Source organism: Vagococcus silagei, assembly GCF_004795745.1.
In the GTDB taxonomy this organism is placed as follows: Bacteria; Bacillota; Bacilli; order Lactobacillales; family Vagococcaceae; genus Vagococcus; species Vagococcus silagei.
In genome coordinates, this window is record NZ_SDGV01000031.1 from 14,763 (window position 1) to 34,718 (window position 19,956).

Annotated in this window: 16 protein-coding genes, 1 riboswitch and 1 other annotated feature; of the genes, 6 read left to right on the forward strand and 10 right to left on the reverse strand. The window is 35.8% G+C overall.

Going from position 1 to position 19,956, the window contains the following annotated elements; genetic code table 11:
* Positions 1–27: 27 nt before the first annotated feature.
* Entirely contained in the window at positions 28–597 is a 570-nt protein-coding gene (gene pth / locus ESZ54_RS11375) for an aminoacyl-tRNA hydrolase (RefSeq protein WP_136137774.1), read from the reverse strand.
* Positions 598–1,003: 406 nt separating this feature from the next.
* Here pth and ESZ54_RS11380 point away from each other — a divergent pair, with 406 nt between their 5' ends.
* The gene (locus ESZ54_RS11380; protein WP_136137775.1) at positions 1,004–2,374 is read left to right on the forward strand and encodes a L,D-transpeptidase family protein; all 1,371 of its coding nucleotides are present in this window, start codon (positions 1,004–1,006) and stop codon (positions 2,372–2,374) included.
* A 41-nt stretch (positions 2,375–2,415) separates the two neighbouring features.
* Here ESZ54_RS11380 and ESZ54_RS11385 read toward each other — a convergent pair whose 3' ends face one another.
* The 9 genes from ESZ54_RS11385 to ESZ54_RS11425 all read right to left on the reverse strand — a co-directional run bounded on the left by ESZ54_RS11385 (position 2,416) and on the right by ESZ54_RS11425 (position 15,631).
* On the reverse strand, positions 2,416–2,682 hold the full coding sequence (locus ESZ54_RS11385) for a chorismate mutase (RefSeq protein WP_136137776.1): 267 nt from the start codon (positions 2,680–2,682) through the stop codon (positions 2,416–2,418).
* Position 2,683: 1 nt separating this feature from the next.
* Positions 2,684–3,397 (reverse strand): NAD-dependent protein deacylase, encoded by a 714-nt coding sequence (locus tag ESZ54_RS11390; RefSeq protein ID WP_136137777.1) that lies wholly within the window; start codon positions 3,395–3,397, stop codon positions 2,684–2,686.
* Between the two features lie 113 nt (positions 3,398–3,510).
* Positions 3,511–4,245 (reverse strand): amino acid ABC transporter ATP-binding protein, encoded by a 735-nt coding sequence (locus tag ESZ54_RS11395; protein ID WP_136137778.1) that lies wholly within the window; start codon positions 4,243–4,245, stop codon positions 3,511–3,513.
* A 2-nt stretch (positions 4,246–4,247) separates the two neighbouring features.
* The gene (locus tag ESZ54_RS11400) at positions 4,248–5,837 is read right to left on the reverse strand and encodes an ABC transporter permease subunit (protein WP_136137779.1); all 1,590 of its coding nucleotides are present in this window, start codon (positions 5,835–5,837) and stop codon (positions 4,248–4,250) included.
* A 110-nt stretch (positions 5,838–5,947) separates the two neighbouring features.
* A riboswitch (Lysine riboswitch) is annotated at positions 5,948–6,125 on the reverse strand.
* A 315-nt stretch (positions 6,126–6,440) separates the two neighbouring features.
* Complete coding sequence (pepV, locus tag ESZ54_RS11405; RefSeq protein ID WP_136137780.1) at positions 6,441–7,847, reverse strand: dipeptidase PepV; 1,407 nt, start codon at positions 7,845–7,847, stop codon at positions 6,441–6,443.
* 36 nt (positions 7,848–7,883) lie between these two features.
* Complete coding sequence (locus tag ESZ54_RS11410; RefSeq protein WP_136137781.1) at positions 7,884–8,627, reverse strand: pseudouridine synthase; 744 nt, start codon at positions 8,625–8,627, stop codon at positions 7,884–7,886.
* Positions 8,628–8,691: 64 nt separating this feature from the next.
* Positions 8,692–10,335: a putative polysaccharide biosynthesis protein gene (locus ESZ54_RS11415; RefSeq protein ID WP_136137782.1), complete on the reverse strand. Its 1,644-nt coding sequence runs from the start codon at positions 10,333–10,335 to the stop codon at positions 8,692–8,694.
* Positions 10,336–10,430: 95 nt separating this feature from the next.
* Entirely contained in the window at positions 10,431–12,845 is a 2,415-nt protein-coding gene (gene leuS / locus ESZ54_RS11420; RefSeq protein ID WP_136137783.1) for a leucine--tRNA ligase, read from the reverse strand.
* 59 nt (positions 12,846–12,904) lie between these two features.
* Positions 12,905–13,106 (reverse strand) — a binding site (T-box leader).
* A 53-nt stretch (positions 13,107–13,159) separates the two neighbouring features.
* On the reverse strand, positions 13,160–15,631 hold the full coding sequence (locus tag ESZ54_RS11425) for a muramidase family protein (RefSeq protein WP_136137784.1): 2,472 nt from the start codon (positions 15,629–15,631) through the stop codon (positions 13,160–13,162).
* 216 nt (positions 15,632–15,847) lie between these two features.
* Here ESZ54_RS11425 and ESZ54_RS11430 point away from each other — a divergent pair, with 216 nt between their 5' ends.
* From ESZ54_RS11430 to mnmM, 5 genes are all read left to right on the forward strand, one after another.
* Positions 15,848–16,483 (forward strand): DUF1700 domain-containing protein, encoded by a 636-nt coding sequence (locus ESZ54_RS11430; protein ID WP_136137785.1) that lies wholly within the window; start codon positions 15,848–15,850, stop codon positions 16,481–16,483.
* Positions 16,483–17,544: a DUF4097 family beta strand repeat-containing protein gene (locus tag ESZ54_RS11435; RefSeq protein WP_162615181.1), complete on the forward strand. Its 1,062-nt coding sequence runs from the start codon at positions 16,483–16,485 to the stop codon at positions 17,542–17,544. The genes ESZ54_RS11430 and ESZ54_RS11435 overlap by 1 nt, the downstream gene beginning before the upstream one ends.
* Positions 17,545–17,624: 80 nt before the next feature.
* Positions 17,625–18,278: a phosphatase PAP2 family protein gene (locus ESZ54_RS11440; protein WP_136137787.1), complete on the forward strand. Its 654-nt coding sequence runs from the start codon at positions 17,625–17,627 to the stop codon at positions 18,276–18,278.
* A 4-nt stretch (positions 18,279–18,282) separates the two neighbouring features.
* On the forward strand, positions 18,283–19,233 hold the full coding sequence (gene mnmL, locus ESZ54_RS11445) for a tRNA modification radical SAM protein MnmL/YtqA (protein ID WP_136137788.1): 951 nt from the start codon (positions 18,283–18,285) through the stop codon (positions 19,231–19,233).
* Between the two features lie 5 nt (positions 19,234–19,238).
* Positions 19,239–19,811, forward strand: a complete 573-nt coding sequence (mnmM, locus tag ESZ54_RS11450) for a tRNA 5-(aminomethyl)-2-thiouridylate-methyltransferase MnmM (RefSeq protein WP_136137789.1) — start codon at positions 19,239–19,241, stop codon at positions 19,809–19,811.
* The last annotated feature ends 145 nt before the right edge of the window (positions 19,812–19,956 follow it).

Consider the following 19,956-nt stretch of genomic DNA (forward strand, 5'->3'; position numbering starts at 1 on the left):
CCCTCCTTTCTCATACCACTTGTTGCACTATTTTTTAACATTATAATGATTCATCGCGTCAACAAATGTATGTCCTTGTAACCAATAATCAATTGCATCAGCCGAAGCATTAACTGCTTGGAGCATGTCGTCACGTGTTTCTTTTCCAAACGGACTTAAGACATACGAAACAACTGTTTGTGGTGCTTTTGGTCGATCAATGCCAACACGAACACGGTTAAAGTTTTGTGTGCCCAAATGACTAATCAGGCTCTTAATACCATTATGTCCCCCAGCACTTCCTTTTTCACGTAAGCGAATCTTACCAATCGGTAAATCTAAATCATCATAGACAACAACAACATCTTCTGGTGAGACTTGAAAATATGTCATCAACGGTCCCACAGCACGACCTGATTCATTCATAAATGTTTGTGGTTTAACCAACACAACCTTCTCGTCGTTAACAAAAAATTCGGCTAAATCTGCTTCAAACATATTTTTATTAAATTTTATTTTTTCACGATAGGCAATTTCATCTAATGTAATGAATCCAATATTATGCTTTGTTGCACGATATTTCGATCCTGGATTACCTAATCCAATAATTAACTTCACAACGTCGACCCCTTTATTCTTCTTAATAGTGTCTATAGCACTTTATTTTCAATTATCCTTAATTATGACATCATTTTTAAGATAATTCTACTTATTCAAGCCAGAGTTTAAAGAATCTTTGGATTTTTCTAAGCTTGTAAAATACCAAAAAGCAAAAACTCACTTTGTGTTATTCTTAACAAAAATTAATTATCACTTAATAATAGATTTCAAAACATGAGAAGTGACAGGTACAACTGCTGGTGCTATAATCTAGCTTAATAGGCTTTATGAGACATTAAAATTCACAATGTTTTTTATTAAGCTCAAATCGATTTATATCAGATTCATTTTTTTTGGAGTGGATTTTAGAATATAGTATGTTACAATTATATTACAATATTTTTTAAAGAGAAAGGAATTATCTATGAAACAAAAAAAATGGTTGTTAGTCCCGACAGTCCTCATTATCGGTTTGATTGGACTATATGCGTTTTTTGCGTTCTATTTTCAATCACATACACTACCTCGAACAACGGTAGATAATATTTCAGTCGAACGTTTAACACGCACAGGAACAGAAGAAAAATTACAAAAAAATCTAAAGAAAACATCTTTTGCTATCTTAGATGAAAAAAATGAGTGGAAAACAATTCCTGGTGAAGAGTTAGGCATCTCTTATGATATTAAAGCAACGACCGATCAAATTTTTAATAAACAAAAACCATTTGCTTGGCCGTTAGCATTCTTTAAAGCTCCAAAAAGCTACCCTATAAAGCTAGCTGAAACTGATGTGGCACGTTTGGATGCGTCACTTGAGCAAATTAAAACTGATTTAAACACATATAATAAATCACAAACACCTTCTAAAGACGCTGCAATTGAATTTAAAGATGGTAAATATCAAATTGTAAAAGAAGTTGAAGGTACGACAGTGGATGTTGATAAGACCGTTTCTAAAATCAAAGAGGCAGTTCTAGGTGGTAAACAATCACTCAACCTGAATGAATATATTGTGAAGCCAAAAGTACATTCAAATGATGAAAAATTAGTAGCTGCAATTGGTGATATCGAGCGCTTAAGTACTCAAAGTGTTTCTTATATTGTGAATGGCCAAAAGGTTGAAGTCCCAAAAGAAGTCACTCAAACATGGTTCACATTCGCTGACAATAAAGTCGCTGTTAATAAAGAAAAAGTCACTGCGTATATCACTGAACTTGGCCAAAAATACAACACTAGTACCAATCCTTCAAAATTCAAAAGTACAAAACAAGGTGAAGTTTCTGTTCCCGCTGGTTCATACAGTTGGACAATCGCAACCAATTCTGAAACCGAAGCATTATCTGAACTACTTCTTGAAGGCAAAGGCGTTACTGATCGTGTACCTCACTTTGAAGGAAGTTCAAATCCTGGTGTTGATTTAATTGGCAATACCTATATTGAAATCGACTTACAAGCACAACATATGTGGTATTACAAAGATGGAAAAGTCGCTCTAGAGACACCTGTTATTACAGGTAAACCTAGTTCACCAACACCAAAAGGCGTTTTTTATGTTTGGAATAAAAAGCAGAATGAAATTCTAAGAGGTGAGGATTATGCCGAACCTGTTGATTTTTGGATGCCTATCGATTGGACTGGTGTCGGCATTCATGATTCTGCATGGCAAAACCCTGGCGCTTATGGCGGCACTTCATATACAACAGTAGGTTCACACGGTTGTATCAATACCCCACCAACTGTTGCAAAACAACTATACAATATGATTGGCGTGGGCGTACCCGTTATTGTCATCTAAAAAGTGACGATTGACTTAATAAAAGTCAATCGCCACTTTTTTTATTCTTGCAATTTTGCTTGTTGATGTTGTTTTGATAAATCAAAAATGCATCCAAAGAGTGTTTCAATATCAGAAGCATACTCTTCATTCTCTAAATAAGCCGCCATTTTCGCTAACACTTCGGCTTCTCGCTTTGAATCCTCAATCGGTAAACCTTGTTCTTTTTTTATTCTGACAACCTCATCAACACAAGCCATTCGTCTTTCATATAAAGCAACGATTTCACGATTAATTTGATTGATTTCTGTTCTAACTGATTCCAACATATTAATGATTCTCCTTATTAGATATTTTTTTAAAGACAACTTCAGCTTTTTCCGTCACCATTAGATGCGGATAATTTAAATATAATGGTTCTTGATTAATGACTATCAATTCAGCATTGGGTGCTTGATACTGAATCAAACCACTAAATGGATAAACTTTTAAACTCGTACCTACAACCACAATTGCATCCGCTGTTGCAATCGCTTGGATTGACTTTGATACATTCTGTTCATCTAGAGCCTCTTCATACAAAACAATATCTGGTCGAATTTGTCCACCACAAAAATGCTTGTCACTTTTTAGATACTCAGCCACAGGGACAGTTTCACCACAATTTTGACAATAGCAATGATACAAACTTCCGTGAAAATTAACAATATTTTGACTACCAGCCGCTTGATGAAGACCATCAATATTTTGACTGACAACCGTGACGTATTTTTCTTTTTCAAGCGCTGCGATTTGCTCATGAATAATATTAGGACGAGCCGACGGATGATATAGTTTTTTAACAAACGCATAAAACTTATCTGGTTCCTCTTTCAAACAAGTATGACTTAATAAATACTCAGGCGCTGCAATTCCTTGATAAACACCTGATAATGAACGATAATCAGGAATACCTGAAGGGACAGACACACCCGCGCCAGTTAAGAACACCAAAGAACGACTTGCCTTTATTTTTTTTACAGCTTGATTAATAGTATCATGCATTCTTATTTGCCTCACTTTCATCTTTATTCTTAGTTTAACATCAAAATCCGCATCATTAAAATTAATAAAAGGGAGTGTGACTACAAAAAAGTCACACTCCCTTAAGAACAAGTTTATTCAATAATACGTTGTAAAAATTCTTTCGTACGTTCTTCTTTTGGATTAGAGAATAATTCTTCTGGTGCTCCCTCTTCAGCAACTACACCTTGATCCATAAAGATGACACGATCAGATACTTCTTGCGCAAATTTCATTTCATGAGTAACAATAATCATTGTTAAACCGGTCTTAGTTAAATCACTCATAATATTTAAAACTTCACCCACCATCTCCGGATCAAGTGCTGACGTTGGTTCATCAAACAGCATCACTTCCGGATCCATTGAAATTGCTCTAGCAATCGCAACACGTTGTTTTTGACCACCGGATAATTGTGCTGGTTTGGCAAAAGCAAATTCTTTCATGCCAACTTTATCCAAATTTTCAAGGGCAATTTTTTCAGCCTCTTCTTTTGAGCGATTCAGGACTTTGACTTGTCCAACCGTACAATTCGAGAGTACATTATGATTTTCAAATAAATTAAATTGTTGGAAAACCATCCCAACTTGAGCTCGATATTTAGGCAAATTATATTGAATATCTAAAATATTTTCACCTTTAAATAAAATGGCACCTGACGTTGGCGTTTCAAGTAAATTTATACAACGGAGTAACGTTGATTTTCCTGAACCTGATGAACCAATAATGGTCACAATTTCTCCTTTTTGGATTTCAATATCGATTCCCTTAAGCACACGATGATCGCCAAATGTTTTTTCTAAATTTTTAATTTGTACAAAATCAGCCATCGTTACTCACCCACTTTTCCAATTTTTTTAACTTGCATTTGATTTGCATAAGATACATGCGAGCCACTATCTTTACCATCAATTTTACGTTCTACCCAACGTAAGACACGAGTAACTGTAAACGTCATCACAAAGTAGATCACACATACCACAAAGAACGTATCAAAGAAACGGAAGTTACTACCTGCAACAGTCTTAGCAGTAAAGAATAATTCAGAAACTGCAATCACATTTAACACGGATGTATCTTTAATATTGATGACAAATTCATTACCGATTGCTGGTAATGTATTACGGAAGACTTGTGGTACCACCACATTCCACATTGTTTGAGCATGTGTCATCCCAATAGCTTCAGCCGCTTCAAATTGACCTTTATCCACTGCAAAAATACCACCACGAATAATTTCCGTCATATAAGCACCCGTGTTAACTGAAACAATAAATAGTGCCGCAACTAATGGATTAACATTAATACCAAATGCTTGAGCTGACCCATAATAGATAACCATTGCCTGCACAATCATTGGCGTACCTCTAAAAATCTCAACATAAATCGAGAAGATAATATTTAATAATTGATTGAAGAAACGTGGTCCTTTTTTACGAGGTTTCGGTATTGCTCTAAAAATACCAATCGCCATACCTAAAATCGTTCCCACGATTGTACCGACTAATGAAATAAGTAATGTTACACCGGCACCACGCAAGAATGCTTTCCAATTTTCACGCACAATTCTTACAATCCATGGCTCGTTCGTATCGCCATCCGGTTGTTGCGCAATTGCGGCATCCATAATTTTTGTTCGTTCTGATCCTGAGATACCTTCCAAAATAGAATTAATCTTAGCTAACTGCTCTGGTTCATTTTTTCTTAAACCAATCGCAATTGATGTATCCTCTGGTGCTGTTTTAAAACCATCTACTTCTTTGAATTCAACCATTTTGAAATTAGGATTCAAACGTTCAGCTGTCACACCCTCTGGTCGTTCAGTCACATAGCCATCAATTTTTCCTGATTCCAAGGCAACACGCATCGCTGGAAAATTATCCATTGCTGTTTGCTTTTCGACTTCTGGAATTTGATCAATGACTGAATAATGGAACGTATTTAACTGACCTGTAATCTTAGCATTTTTAAAATCAGCTAAACTTTTAGCCTGATCAAACGCTCCATTTTTTTTAACGAGCATGACCAAATGTGAATCATAATAGTTGTTTGTAAAATCAATGGTTTTCTTTCTTTCTGGCGTTGGTGACATACCTGCAACAATTGCGTCCACCTTACCAGAAGTTAGTGCTGGTGCTAAACCATCCCACTCTGTTTTAAAGATGACAAGTTCCTTGTCCAAACCATCGGCAACACGTTTAGCGATTTCAACATCATAGCCACCGGCAAAATCTTTTGATCCTTGAATTGGAACACCGCCATCTCGATCGTCAGCTTGTGTCCAGTTGAATGGTGGATAACCCGCCTCCATCCCTACTACGAATTTTTCTTTTGCTTCTACTGTGGTTGCTCCTACTGTACTCATAATCGTTCCTACCAGTAGAAACAACATAACTAATAAACGTCTTTGATGTCTTTCCATCACTACTCGCTCCCTATTGATTGAAGTAAAAAAAAACAATCCTATAGTATGATAGGATTGCTAAAATCTTAGGGTTAGATAACTGCAACGAAAGAAACATTTCCGTTTATCAAAATCCTAGCGCAACCCAGTATCATGTACTGAGACAGTTCCATAGTTATTCACCATAGACCCAACATTAGGAAGATAAGGCTCTTTCTAACATTTCGGCAACAACCCCGCCAACTTTCTTCTTCGTTTCCTTAAACTCCGAAAGTCTTCTTGATTCATTGCACCTCTAGATATTTAGTGTCTTGTTCTTTTTTCTTGTTTAATAGTATAACATAAAAAAATAAGAATTGTCATATTTTTTTCTAATTTATTTTCCATTTAATAAATATAAGCAAATAAATAAGTTAAAGACTTAAGTTTTACCAAAGGCTTGTGTATAACTTGATTAGTTTCACACACACTTATACACATTAGAAACTCTTTTATACCTGCTTTTCAACAAATTATCCACATTGTCCACAGAGTTATCCACAGTTCCCCTTGTGGGTAACTCACATTTTAGTCAAAAAAATCGTCTGTAGCATTTAATATCCACAGACGATTTTTTTAGATTTATTTAATTAAACGATAGATTGCATCAGCATAAATCACTGTTGCATTGATCAAGTCAGCAACTGAAATAAATTCATTGGCTTGATGCATTGTATCAATACTATCAGGGAACATAGCTCCATAAGCTACGCCTCTTTCAAGTAAACGACCAAATGTTCCGCCACCAATCACTTGTTCATGGCCTTTAAGACCAGTATGATCTTCATATGTTTCTAGTAATGTTTTCACTAATGGATCTGACATTGGCACGTAATGAGGTGCTTTTCCGCCAGGTTGTTCTACCGCTTTTGCAGTTGTATGAACTAATTTTTCTTGAATTGCTTTTTCAATTGATGCGCCATCCATTCCTTTAGGATATCGGAAATTAAGCGTCACAGTGTTCACATCTTTATTGTGGTCAAAGTTAAAGACACCAGCATTCATTGAAAGTTTACCCATAATATCATCTTCATGAGCAATTCCAAATTTTACACCTTCTGTATCATTGTGGACAAAGTCAGCAATGATTGTTAAATAATCTTTAGCCGCATCAGAAAAATCATAATCACTCAAGAATGTTGCTAAAAATGTTCCTGCGTTAATCCCTTTTTCTGGCATTGCACCGTGTGCTGCTTTACCATTTAAAATAAGCGTTGCCGTTTTATCATCAATCTTAATTTCACCAGTAACTGGTTGTTCTTCCAAATACGCTTGGTATTCTGAAGCAAAGGCATCAATGTCACCACTCACTTCAACAACTGCTTCCGCACTCTCAGGTACCATGTTTGCACGCATACCTGATGCAAAAGAAATTAATGATAATGTGCCTTCATTTTTCCCACCAGTTTCAATTAAAATTGTTGTATTCCCTTTTTCACCATTAATAATTGGGAACTCTGCATCTGGTGAAAAACCGAAATCAGGTTTTTCTTCAACTTCTAAGTAGTGGTCCATACATTGCCAGCTACTCTCTTCATCAGTACCCACGATTAAACGTGTACGTTTTGAAACAGGTAACTCTAATTCTTTAATAATTTTTAACGCGTAATAAGCTGCCACTGTAGGTCCTTTATCATCACTAGCACCACGCGCATAAAGACGTCCGTCTCTAATTTCTGGTGCAAAAGGTTCTGAATCCCAACCCGGTCCTACTGGTACCACATCTAAGTGACCGATTACACCTAATAATTCATCGCCTTCACCATATTCAAGGTGACCTGCGTAGTTATCCACATTTTTAGTCACAAACCCGTCACGTTCACCAATTTCTAAAAATTTTAAAAGAGCGTCTTTTGGTCCAGGACCAAATGGAGCATCCGCTGTCGCCTTTTCATCTTCTCTCACACTTGGAATGCTTAATAATGTAAATAAATCTGCCATTAAATCTTCACGGCGAGCTTCCACTTCTTTTTTCCAATTAATTGTCATAGAGAAATCCTCCTCGATTGATATAGATTTATAATATCATTTTTTTACTGATTTGTCTGATAATTTCGCTAATAACTGGCTTTCTTCAAGCGCAGTTAATTCTCGATATTGACCAACTTTTAACGTAGGATCTAGCGGTAGTCCACCCATACTAAGACGATGGAGTGTCTTGACTTCTTTCCCTACAGCTTTGACCATCCGTTTCACTTGATGAAACTTACCCTCCACGATTTCAAGTTCAATCAATGACTCTTGTGTTTCTTGATCGATACTCAAAATATTTAGTTCTGCAGGTAAACAGATTTTTGGCTCCCCGATATCAATTCCTTCTTTAAACAAAGCTTGATCTTCAGACGTCATGATACCTGAAACAAGTGCTCGGTAAAGTTTAGGCACTTTTTTCTTTGGCGATAATAACTGATGTGCTAATTCACCATCATTTGTTAAAAGCAAAAATCCCGTCGTATCTTTATCTAAACGTCCTACTGGGAATAGCTCAAAATGATGATAGTCCGATGATAATAAATCAATCACCGTTCGATGCTCAGCGTCATGTGTAGCAGAAACCACACCTTGAGGTTTATTCAACATGAGATAAACATCTTTACGATAAAAGACACTCTCATCTGCAACACAAATTTGATCATGGTTCTCATCAATTGATACCTTACCATCTTTAACGAGTTTGCCATTCACTGAAACTTGTTTTTTCTTTAAGAGTTCTTTCACTTCTTTGCGACTACCAAAACCAGTGTGACTCAAAAACTTATCTAAACGCAATTTCGGCCTCTCCTTTTAAAAAAACCAAGACAACTATATTCTACGTCGTCTTGGCTCGATATTTTTATTTAATTTTTAATTTTGCACGATATTTTTCAGCCTTAGGACCAACTAAATGATCAATTAAGCGAACCTTTAATGCTAGATAGGCATATACTAAAACACCGATGCAGACTGCAACTAAAACGATAATCATCGCTTGGAATTTTCGTTCTGGATTTAAGAACAAACTTAATCCGGCACGACTAATTAGGACAACCAAACTCATAACAACACTAAAAATGGTAATCAATAGTGTCCGTCTTAGGATGACGAAATAATCAAATTTAGCCACTTTATGAATCCCTTTAGTAATTAATATACTTGAAACAGTAAGTCCAATAGCCGTTGCTATAAGTGGGCCATAAACTTCAAATACTTTGATTAATGGATATTGAACCACTAATTTAATACCTAAACCAATCATCAACATCACAATCGTATCCGTATTTTTATATAAACCTTGCAGTGTCGTTGAGACTAAAATAAAGTAGCCCATCACAAGCCCCACAACTGATGATTGAATCAACAAATTGATTCCTAATACATCTGGTTCATAGAACAATACATACATTGGTTTTGCTAATGTAATCATACCCAACGTTGCTGGAATCATGATAAACAACAATAACTGAATATTATCTTCAATTAATTTTGCTAAACCACGTTCATTTTTTAACGTGAAGGCTTCAGTTACTAGTGGCAAACTAGTCACCGCTACACCTGTCGCTAATGAAATAGTAATCATAATTAATTTATCTGGATTGGCACTAAATAATGTGAAGAGTGCTTCAAGTTGTTTGCCAGAATAATTAGTAAAGCTTGCCATAATTGGTTCAAATGTAAATTGATCCACCAATTTGAATAAAGTAATACCCGATCCTACAATTGTAAAAGGAATTGCTTGTTTAATCATCTCTGTAATCATGTGATTTTCAGAGATCGACATTTTATTATTACTTGCGGCAATTAATCGGTCCATTTCGGGTTTTTGACGCATATAGAAATAGATTAACACAGCAAAAGCAGCGACCATTCCGATAAAAGCAGCAAAAGTTGATTGAACAACAGCATCAACATAATCACCCTGTTGTACTTTCATAATAATGAATGTCATCAACAACATATAAAAGACACGCGCAACTTGCTCTACGACTTGCGAAACTGCTGATGGCATCATGTTTTGATTTCCTTGGAAATACCCTCTAATAACACTCATACAAGGGAAAATCAGCACTGCCCAACTTAATGAGCGCATCACCGGAACTAAATCCTGATTACCTGCAGCTAATATTGGTGAAATAAAATACATGAGCCCGGAAAACAGAAGGCCAAAAACGCCCATAATGACTAACGTTCGCTTAAATAGTCGACGGCTAATACCGTACTCATTTAACGAATTATAGTGAGACAATTGTTTGGCTACGGCTCCGGGAATACCCGCCGTTGCTATCATTAAAAATAATGCGTAAACATTATATCCTTTTCCAAATAAGCCATTCGCAATCTTCGCATTTTCACCCATCCACGCATACCATGGAATAATGTAAACGGCCCCTAACAAGCGAGATATTACACTACCCAAAGTCATCCAGAGTGACCCACGAACCATTTTTTGTTTCGTGTGTAACTCTTGTTCCTCTACTGAGGCGTTTGTTTGATTCGACATGAACATATCCAACTTTCTTCTTCTCATACTGCTTTAATTGTAGCGACTCTATGACAGATATGCAAACACTTTTATGTTTATTTTTTTAGCCTTTTTTAATTTGCTACAATATTCACTAATTTGTTAGGAACCACAATTACTTTACGAACTGTTTTTCCTGAAAGTTGCTCTTTAATTTGCTCATTTTCCATAGCGATTGCTTCTAGTTCTTCTTTTGGTAAATCACGAGCCACAATCACTTTAGCTCTAACTTTACCATTGATTTGAATAATAACTTCTAATTCAGCTTCAACCAATTCGTTTTCATCATACATTGGCCAAGGTGTTAAACTAATGCTTTCTTTTTCACCCATACGTTCCCATAGTTCTTCAGTAATAAATGGTGCAACAGGTGCTAATAATTGTAAGAAACCTTTCATATACTCAACTGGTAGAACTTCTGCTTTGTAGGCTTCATTAATGAAAATCATTAATTGAGAAATAGCTGTATTAAAATGAAGCTGGGCGTAATCTTCTGTTACTTTTTTGACAGTTTGATTGTAAACTTTAGTTAATTTACCGTCATTATATGTTGTAATACGGTCACGAACGACTGCATTTTCATCAATAAAGAGACGCCATACGCGGTCTAAGAATTTACGGCTACCTTCTAAACCTTTTTCGCTCCATGCTACAGAGGCATCTAAAGGTCCCATGAACATTTCGTAGAATCTCAATGTGTCGGCACCAAATTGTTCAACAATATCATCTGGATTAACCACATTACCTTTTGATTTAGACATTTTTTCATTGTTTTCGCCTAAAATCATACCTTGATTATAAAGCGTTTGATATGGTTCTTTAGTGTTTACGACACCAATGTCATATAAGAATTTATGCCAGAAACGAGCATATAGTAAATGAAGGACCGCGTGTTCTGCACCACCAAGATACACATCAACTGGTAACCACTCTTTAATTTTTTCTGGATCAGCAATTTGTTGATCATTATTTGGATCAATGTAACGAATATGATACCAAGAACTACCAGCCCACTGTGGCATTGTGTTCGTTTCACGACGACCCTTCATACCTGTTTTTTCATCAACAACATTAATCCAGTCAGTCATATTAGCTAATGGTGATTCGCCTGTGCCACTTGGTTTAATATCTTTTGATTTTGGTAAAATTAATGGTAGTTCTTCTTCTGGAACAGCCGTCATTGTACCATCTTCCCAATGAATAATTGGAATTGGTTCACCCCAATAACGCTGACGAGAGAATAACCAGTCACGTAAGCGATAGCTCACTTCTTTTTTACCAACATTTTCTTTTTCTAACCAAGAAATCATTTTTTCCATGGCTTCTTCTTTATTTAAACCATTTAAGAATTCAGAGTTAACATGCGCACCGTCTTCAGTGTAGGCTGCTTCGTCAACATTACCACCTTCAAGGACTTCAATAATTGGTAAATCAAATGCTTTCGCAAATTCATGATCACGTTCGTCATGTCCTGGAACTGCCATAATTGCACCTGTACCATAAGTTGATAGTACGTAATCTGCAATCCAGATTGGCATTTCTTTTCCATTTGCAGGGTTGATTGCATACGCTCCTGTGAAGACGCCGGTTTTTTCTTTTGATAATTCAGTTCGATCTAAATCTGATTTTTTCTCAGAAGCAACAATATAGGCTTGAATAGCTTCTTTTTGTTCAGGCGTTACAATTTCTTGGACTAAAGGTAACTCTGGAGCTAGAACAGCATAAGTTGAGCCAAATAATGTATCAGGGCGAGTTGTGAAAACAGTGAAATCTTTGTCAGTATCTTTAATTTTAAACGTTACATTTGCGCCTTCCGAACGTCCAATCCAATTACGTTGCATTTCTTTAATACTATCTGGCCAATTCACTAATTCTAAATCATCAATCAAGCGATCAGCGTAAGCTGTAATTTTTAACATCCATTGTTTCATTGGCACACGATAAACAGGATGATCACCACGTTCTGACTTACCATCAATGACTTCTTCATTCGCCAAAACAGTTCCTAATGCTGGACACCAGTTAACTGGAACTTCCGCTTCATAAGCCAAACCTTTTTCAAAAAGTTTTGTAAAAATCCATTGTGTCCATTTGTAATAACCTGGATCTGTGGTATTTATTTCACGGCTCCAGTCAAAACTAAATCCTAGTGAAGTAAATTGACGTTTGAATGTGCCAATATTTTTAGCAGTAAATTCAGCTGGGTCATTTCCTGTGTCAAGCGCATATTGTTCTGCAGGTAAGCCAAAAGCATCCCAACCCATTGGGTGAAGCACATTAAAGCCTTGGGCACGTTTCAAACGAGCTAAAACGTCTGTTGATGTATAACCTTTAGGATGTCCAACGTGTAACCCTTGACCTGATGGATATGGGAACATATCCAAACAATAAAATTTTGGTTTTCCCGAAAAATCTTCTGTTTTAAATGTTTCATTTTTTTCCCAGTAACGTTGCCACTTCTTCTCAATATCTTTGTGATTGTAAACCATTAATAATCCTCCTTTGTATGTTTAAAAAATAAAAAAAGCCTATAGACATAGTAATATGTCTATAGGACGAAATTATCTCACGTGGTACCACCTAAGTTTGTGTTTTATATATAATAAAACACCTCAAAATGCTTGATAACGGAAAAGCTCCGGTTAGATGATGGTTGATCAGACAAGTTCAAAAGTTCCATTTATGCATTTGCAGCACCATGCACTCTCTATAAAATTTTCCTTTTTACTACTTCTTTTCATCATAACTTAATATTAACGCCATCATATCAGATATAAAAAAACTTTGCAATCTTTCTTATATCTTATTTAATTTTTAGAATTTGACCCACATAAATAATATCAGAAGATAATTGATTCAACTGTTTCAAGTGGGCAACTGTTGTGCCATATTTTTGCGATAAAGCCCACAACGATTCACCACGTTGTACATGATGTGTTGAGCCTTTACTACTAAATTGGATTTCTTGCGTACTTGGTGCTCCCGCATTACTTTTCAATTTCAACTTTTGTCCAACATAAATCAAGTCACTTGTTAAATTATTTAATTGTTTGATTTCACTGACAGTTAATTGATTATTTAAACCAATTTGATACAATGTATCACCCGCACGAACAGTATAATCTGCTGCATTTGTGTTTGTTGATGTGTTATTTGATCTAACAGTTGTTGTTGTTGAACCTGTTACTTTCAATCTTTGATTAATGAAAATCAAATCTCCTGACAACTGATTCAGATTTTTTAATTGTTGAACACTTAAACCATATTGGCGACTAATACCATACAATGTATCGCCAGAACGAACCACATAGTAATTCTTTGTATTGTTATTATTGTTTGTCGATGGTTGCGTTGGGGTTGTTGGCTGAGTCTGACCGGTCGATCCTGTCACTTTCAGTCTTTGACCAACTAAAATTAAATCACTCGTTAGACCATTTAATTGTTTCAAACGTGACACAGACAAACCATAACGGCTACCAATTCCATATAATGTATCACCAGAACGGACAACATACTCATTCGTAGGCGTCGTCGGTTGGGTTGGTGTTGTTGGATTTGGCTTAGGTTTAGTTTCTGGTGTCGGCGTTACTTCCGGAGTTGGATCTGGTTTTGGTTGTGAAGTTTGAGCTTCAACTTTTAACATTTGACCCACAAGAATTAAATCACTCGACAAACCATTCCAACGTTTAATATCAGCAACTGTTACACCAAAACGTGAACTAATGCCATACAACGTATCACCAGCTTGAACGCGGTAAGTACCACCATTTTGAGATGGATTTGGCGTGCTTGGCTCATTCGTACCTTTATCAGGGTTCGGCATTGGATTTGGCGTTTGTCCTGTATAGGGCGTATCATATTGCGTTAAATTATATTTGACGATTAAAGCATTTAATTTATATTGATAATTTGGATCTGTTGCATAACGGCCTGTTAACCAAGCTGTCGCATCTTGATACGAATTCGTATTTGATTTCCATGCGCCTGAGTAGAAATAAACACCTGGTGAAAATGAAGTCGTTTTTAAAACATTGGCGTTATCTTGGAACGATTGTTCATATGAAGGATATTTTCTAAATTTATCATAAATTTGAACATCACGTCCATTAAGATGTTCCCAAGTTTGCATTGTAACCGATTGACCATTGTAAGAACCTTTTATCCCAAATAAGTTATGATTTGGTGCCATAGAAAGCGTACTTTGACCATAACCACTTTCCAATATTGCTTGGGCAATCATCACTGATGCATATAAATTGTTTCGTCCTGCAACTTGTTGCGCATAAGGCGCTACCGTTAGCACAAAATCATCTTGCGGAATACCAGTTTTTGGTAATGTTGCTCTTGGTGTCGCAGATGGTACAACTGTTTTCGCTACAGCAGGAGCTGCTTGTTTTTTAGGTGCTGCTGCCGGTTTTGCCGCTGCTTTTTGTGGTGCTACTGGTTTTGGTGCAGGTTTCACCACAGTCGACTGAGTTGTTGACGACGATGTTGCGCTTTGTGTTGGTTTTGTTGTACTTGTTGAAGTACTTGTTGCACTTGTCGACGTATTTGTTGTACTTTGTGTTAGTTTAGATTGATCTGTTTGTGTTGTAGATGTTGTTGTTGATAAAACAGAACTTGACGTTTCTAATTCTGACGTTGAAGTTGTCGTTTCAACTGGCACTTCTCCTGACGTTGTTTCTTGATTGTCTGTTGAAACATCAGTCGGTTTTTCGACATCTTCATTAACAGAAATTGTTTGATTATATTTCTGGTCATTCATATTTACAACAATTGTTTGTTCTTTCATGTCTTGATTTTTCAAAACAACAGGAACTTGTAATTGAACTTTACTATCTTTCACAGTATTAAATACTAATTTTAGTTGATTAATTGATAAATTAATTTGATAAGAGCCCACTTCTTGGCCTAAATCATCAACTAATTTACCTTCTGTTTTATCTGTAACGATTGAAACATTTGGTGATAAACTAATTGTTTGTTCAAGATTAGTCGCGACACCGGTCACAAAATTTAAGTCTAAATTAATAATATCTTGTTTGTTAACTTTTTTAGAACTCACATCAAAAGATGCAAGTTTAACATCTGTTTTATTATTTTCTTGTTCTGCTACCTTGTTTGGGTCATTTGAAACACCTTCAATAGCAAGAACCTCTGTTGCTGAGCTTGATACAAAAAATGTAGATGATAGCATAAATGTAACACCAAACCATGATGCACTTTTCAATAACGTTGGTTTCGTTTTAGAACTGTTTGACTCCCCATTTTTCATAATATTTGTTTCCTCCCCTGTTGGTATTTAAAAAAAGTAGTCCAAATTAATTAAAACATGCGACAGGATTGATAGCAAGTAATAACGACCGTTTTTAGAATTTATCATCAATTCTTTACTTCATACTTTAGACTGATTTTTGGCTCTACATCTTGTTCAATGAACTATTTGATTGTATATTTACAGTAACAACACTATAAAGTAAGGAGGACCGTCATGAATCAAGAACATTTCTTAATCGAATTACGTTTACATCTCAAACAATTATCTTTTGATGAACAACAAGAAATTTCTGATCTGTATCAAAGCATCTTTGAAGAAAAGAAGGCTCTTGGTCTTTCCGAATACGAAATAAGCAAGGAACTGGGACATCCTCGAGAGATTGCCATTTCTATCTTGAAATCAAAAAATCTCTTTTTTGAAGATGCACCACCTACTAACACAGGTTGGCAAGAGTTTTTTGAAGAAGCACCAACTTCACCACATCCATATAATCAAACCCAACAGAGTCCATTACCTCCCGCAAGTGGTTTTTTACGCGTCACACAAATCATTGGGTTATTCTTTTTAAACATCTTTTTCATGTTGTGGATGATCATCGTCCTACTGTTATTACTATTATGTGGTTGGATTATGGTTGCTGGCTTTACTTTAGCACCATTTCTAGCTGGCTTTGGGTTAATTACAGCTTTTAGTACGTATGCACTATTCCAATTTACAAATTCATTGATACTTTGTGGTATCGGATTAATAGGGCTAACGATCCTAAAACCTGTTACTGAAATTTCATTCAAACTATTAAAAGGATACTTTAAATGGAATGTCTTGGTTATGAAGGGAGGCCGTCGCTAATGAAGCGCATGACAAAACTCATTTTAAGTTTAGCCGTTGCATTTATTATTGTTGGCGGTGTCGGTAGTTTTTATCTTTATCAAGAACTGCAAGATATACGCAAAAAAAATGAAATCAAAAAAAGTTTTACTTTTGACGGATCCGATACCTTAGTCCTTGATTTTAAACAAAATACGAATGTTACAATTACAAAATCTAATGACAACAAAGTTCACATGGAACGGGTTGGATTACCCCTTGATCAAAAATCAGTTGGCAAAACAGATTGGGAAATCAAAAAAGATAGTAATAAGACAACAGCAACCATCAACAATCACACCGTTAAAAAGAAATATAATTTTAATTTTTCAATTTTTAGTCCGGATGTCAGTAATGACATGATTCAATTGCGGTTGCCTAATGGATATAAACACATTGAAGTTAACGGAAAACGCTTAAACCTAAATTTGTATGATTTCAACTCAGAATCCCTAAAGATAAAAGCTAACAATGGAGATGTTGCCATTCAAGATGCTAATACTAATAATCTCGACATTGAATCAACTACTGGAAATATCGAATTAAGAGACATGAAAATTAGCGAAAAAATTACGCTTAATTCAAGCTATGGAGCCCTTTCTATTTTTGACACACGAGCAAAAGAATATCACTTAAATTCAACTTCTGGCGATATTCTTTTAGGAAATACTCGTGGCACGATTAACGCAAAAACTCGTGATGGCAACTTAAGTCTCAACCACAATACGGGTAAAGCAAATCTCGAAACGCAAAATAGTGATATTTTCTTCCATACTGTTTTAACACATGATGACGTTACATTAAAAACAACACATGGCAATATCACACTCGAACTTGATGATAAAGGCTGGAAGAATGCCACCGCAACTCTTAAAACTTCAACTGGTGTAATTACTGACGTGATGGATGAAACACTTAACGCAAACAATCAGAAACTCTTTGAACAGAAAAAAGATAAACCGGCACTCGATGTCACAACACAAAATGGCAACATTTCTGTCGTCCAATTAGAAGATGGTGACACCCATTATGGATATGATTAGACCAACATTATAGATAAAATATGCTATAATTGAAAAACTCTAAACTTTAGAGTTTTTCTTTATTTACAAGGAGGATTACAATGATTACAAATAAAAAAAATAGCATGGCACTTGCAAGCATACCTTTCATTATTTTTATAGTACTCGCAGCGCTTGTGTTGCTTCAGTCTAATTTCTTACAAATAATTGATCAACCAATAATCGAACTAGTTCGTGGCACGATCACGCCACCCAAGACAATTTTTTTTAAGACAATTACGGCTCTAAGTAATCCAGGAACAATTATTGTGCTTACTTTAGCAGTTTTTTCCGCACTCTATTACTTCAAAGAACAAATTAGTGCTTGGTGGTTAATTATTAACGTTGTGCTGATTCAAGGTGCTGGGAATGTCGTTTTAAAGCATCTCTTTTTAAGACCGCGACCTCCTAAAAATTTTCATCTGGTTCATGCCACAAGCTATAGTTTTCCTAGCGGCCATGCCATGGGTAGCATGATTTTTTATGGCACCATTCTTTTACTTGTCCCATTCTTTATCAAACAAAAACCTTTAAAAATTTTAGTACAATCTATACTAGTTATGTTTATTTTTTTAATTGGCATTAGTCGGATTTACTTGGGTGTCCATTATCCCACGGATATTATTGCTGGGTGGTCAATTGGATTAACATGGTTAATCGTTTCATACCCTTTCTTTTTAAAATACTACCATGCACAATTAACGAAAGGAATTTAAGTCAATGTTTACATTTACAGAAGGTCGAGACAAGCGCTATTACACTTGGAATCAAGCCTTGCAAGATAATTTCCATGATAAAATTTTTAAAGTCCCTATTGATGGTGGCTTTGATTGTCCCAATCGTGACGGAACTGTAGCCCATGGTGGCTGTACATTCTGTAGTGTATCTGGTTCGGGGGATTTTATCATTGCGCCAACTGAACCGTTACCTGATCAATTCAAAAAGCAAGTCGATCAAATGCATAAAAAATGGCCTCACAGTAAACAATATATTGTTTATTTTCAAAATTTTACCAATACACACGCACCAGTCGATGTGATTCGCCATCGTTTTGAACAAGTTCTAAATGAAGAAGGCATTGTTGGTGTTTCAATTGGTACACGACCCGACTGTTTACCTGATGATGTTGTTGACTATTTAGCAGAATTAAATGAACGTTTTTATTTATGGGTTGAACTAGGCTTACAAACAACTTATGAAAAAACCAGTCAACTCATTAACCGCGCACATGATTATGACACTTATTTAGAAGGTGTCGCGAAACTTCGCGCTAAAAACATTCGTGTTTGTACACACTTAATCAATGGTTTACCTGGTGAAACACATGAGATGATGCTTGAAAATGTGCGACGAACTGTTCAAGATTCTGATATTCAAGGTATCAAACTCCACTTACTTCATCTGATGACCAATACCAAAATGATGCGTGATTACACAGAAAGACGATTACAACTTCTATCACAAACGGAATATGTAAATCTTATCTGTGATCAACTTGAAATAATTCCACCAAACATCATTATTCATCGTTTGACAGGAGATGCGCCACGAGACACCATCATAGGACCAATGTGGAGTTTAAAAAAATGGGAAGTCTTAAATGCCATTGATCATGAACTAAAAAAACGCGGTACTTATCAAGGAATCTATGCTGCCAATAAAGGAGTCTAATCATCATGTTGAAATCTGCTTTACATTTCAGTCACCAATTATTGACAGAGGTCGTCCATGAAGGTGATCATGTGATTGATGCGACCATGGGAAATGGACACGACACTTTATTCTTAGCCGAATTGGTCGGCATTAAAGGACAAGTCGATGCCTTCGATATTCAGGAACAGGCCCTCCAAAACACCTCAGAACGCCTTACAAGCGCACAAGCCAACAAGCAAGTCCAACTTCATCTCAAAAGTCACGAATTCGTTAATACTGTGCTTCAACCAAACCAAACGATTCAAGCTGCCGTCTTTAATTTAGGTTATTTACCCAGTGGAGATAAAAACATTATTACACAAAGTAAATCAACTATTCGCTCGATTGAAATTTTATGTGAACACCTTGCACCAAAAGGAAGAATCATTGTTGTACTCTATTCAGGCCACGATGGCGGCAAACTTGAAAAACAACAGGTACTTGATTTTGTAACCGACTTACCCCAAGAACTATTTTCAGTTCTTATGTATCAGTTTATTAATCAAAAAAATGAACCTCCTGCTTTACTATGTATAGAGAGAAAGAAAACATCGTGAAATTAAACGAGAAACGCTATTTTGTTTCATTACCACACTTAAAGCGACAAATAAACAAAAAAAAACACTTATAATCATTTTTTAACCATTACTTGAACATTTTATTTACAATAGTATATTAATAAGATAGGCTATTTTAAATTCA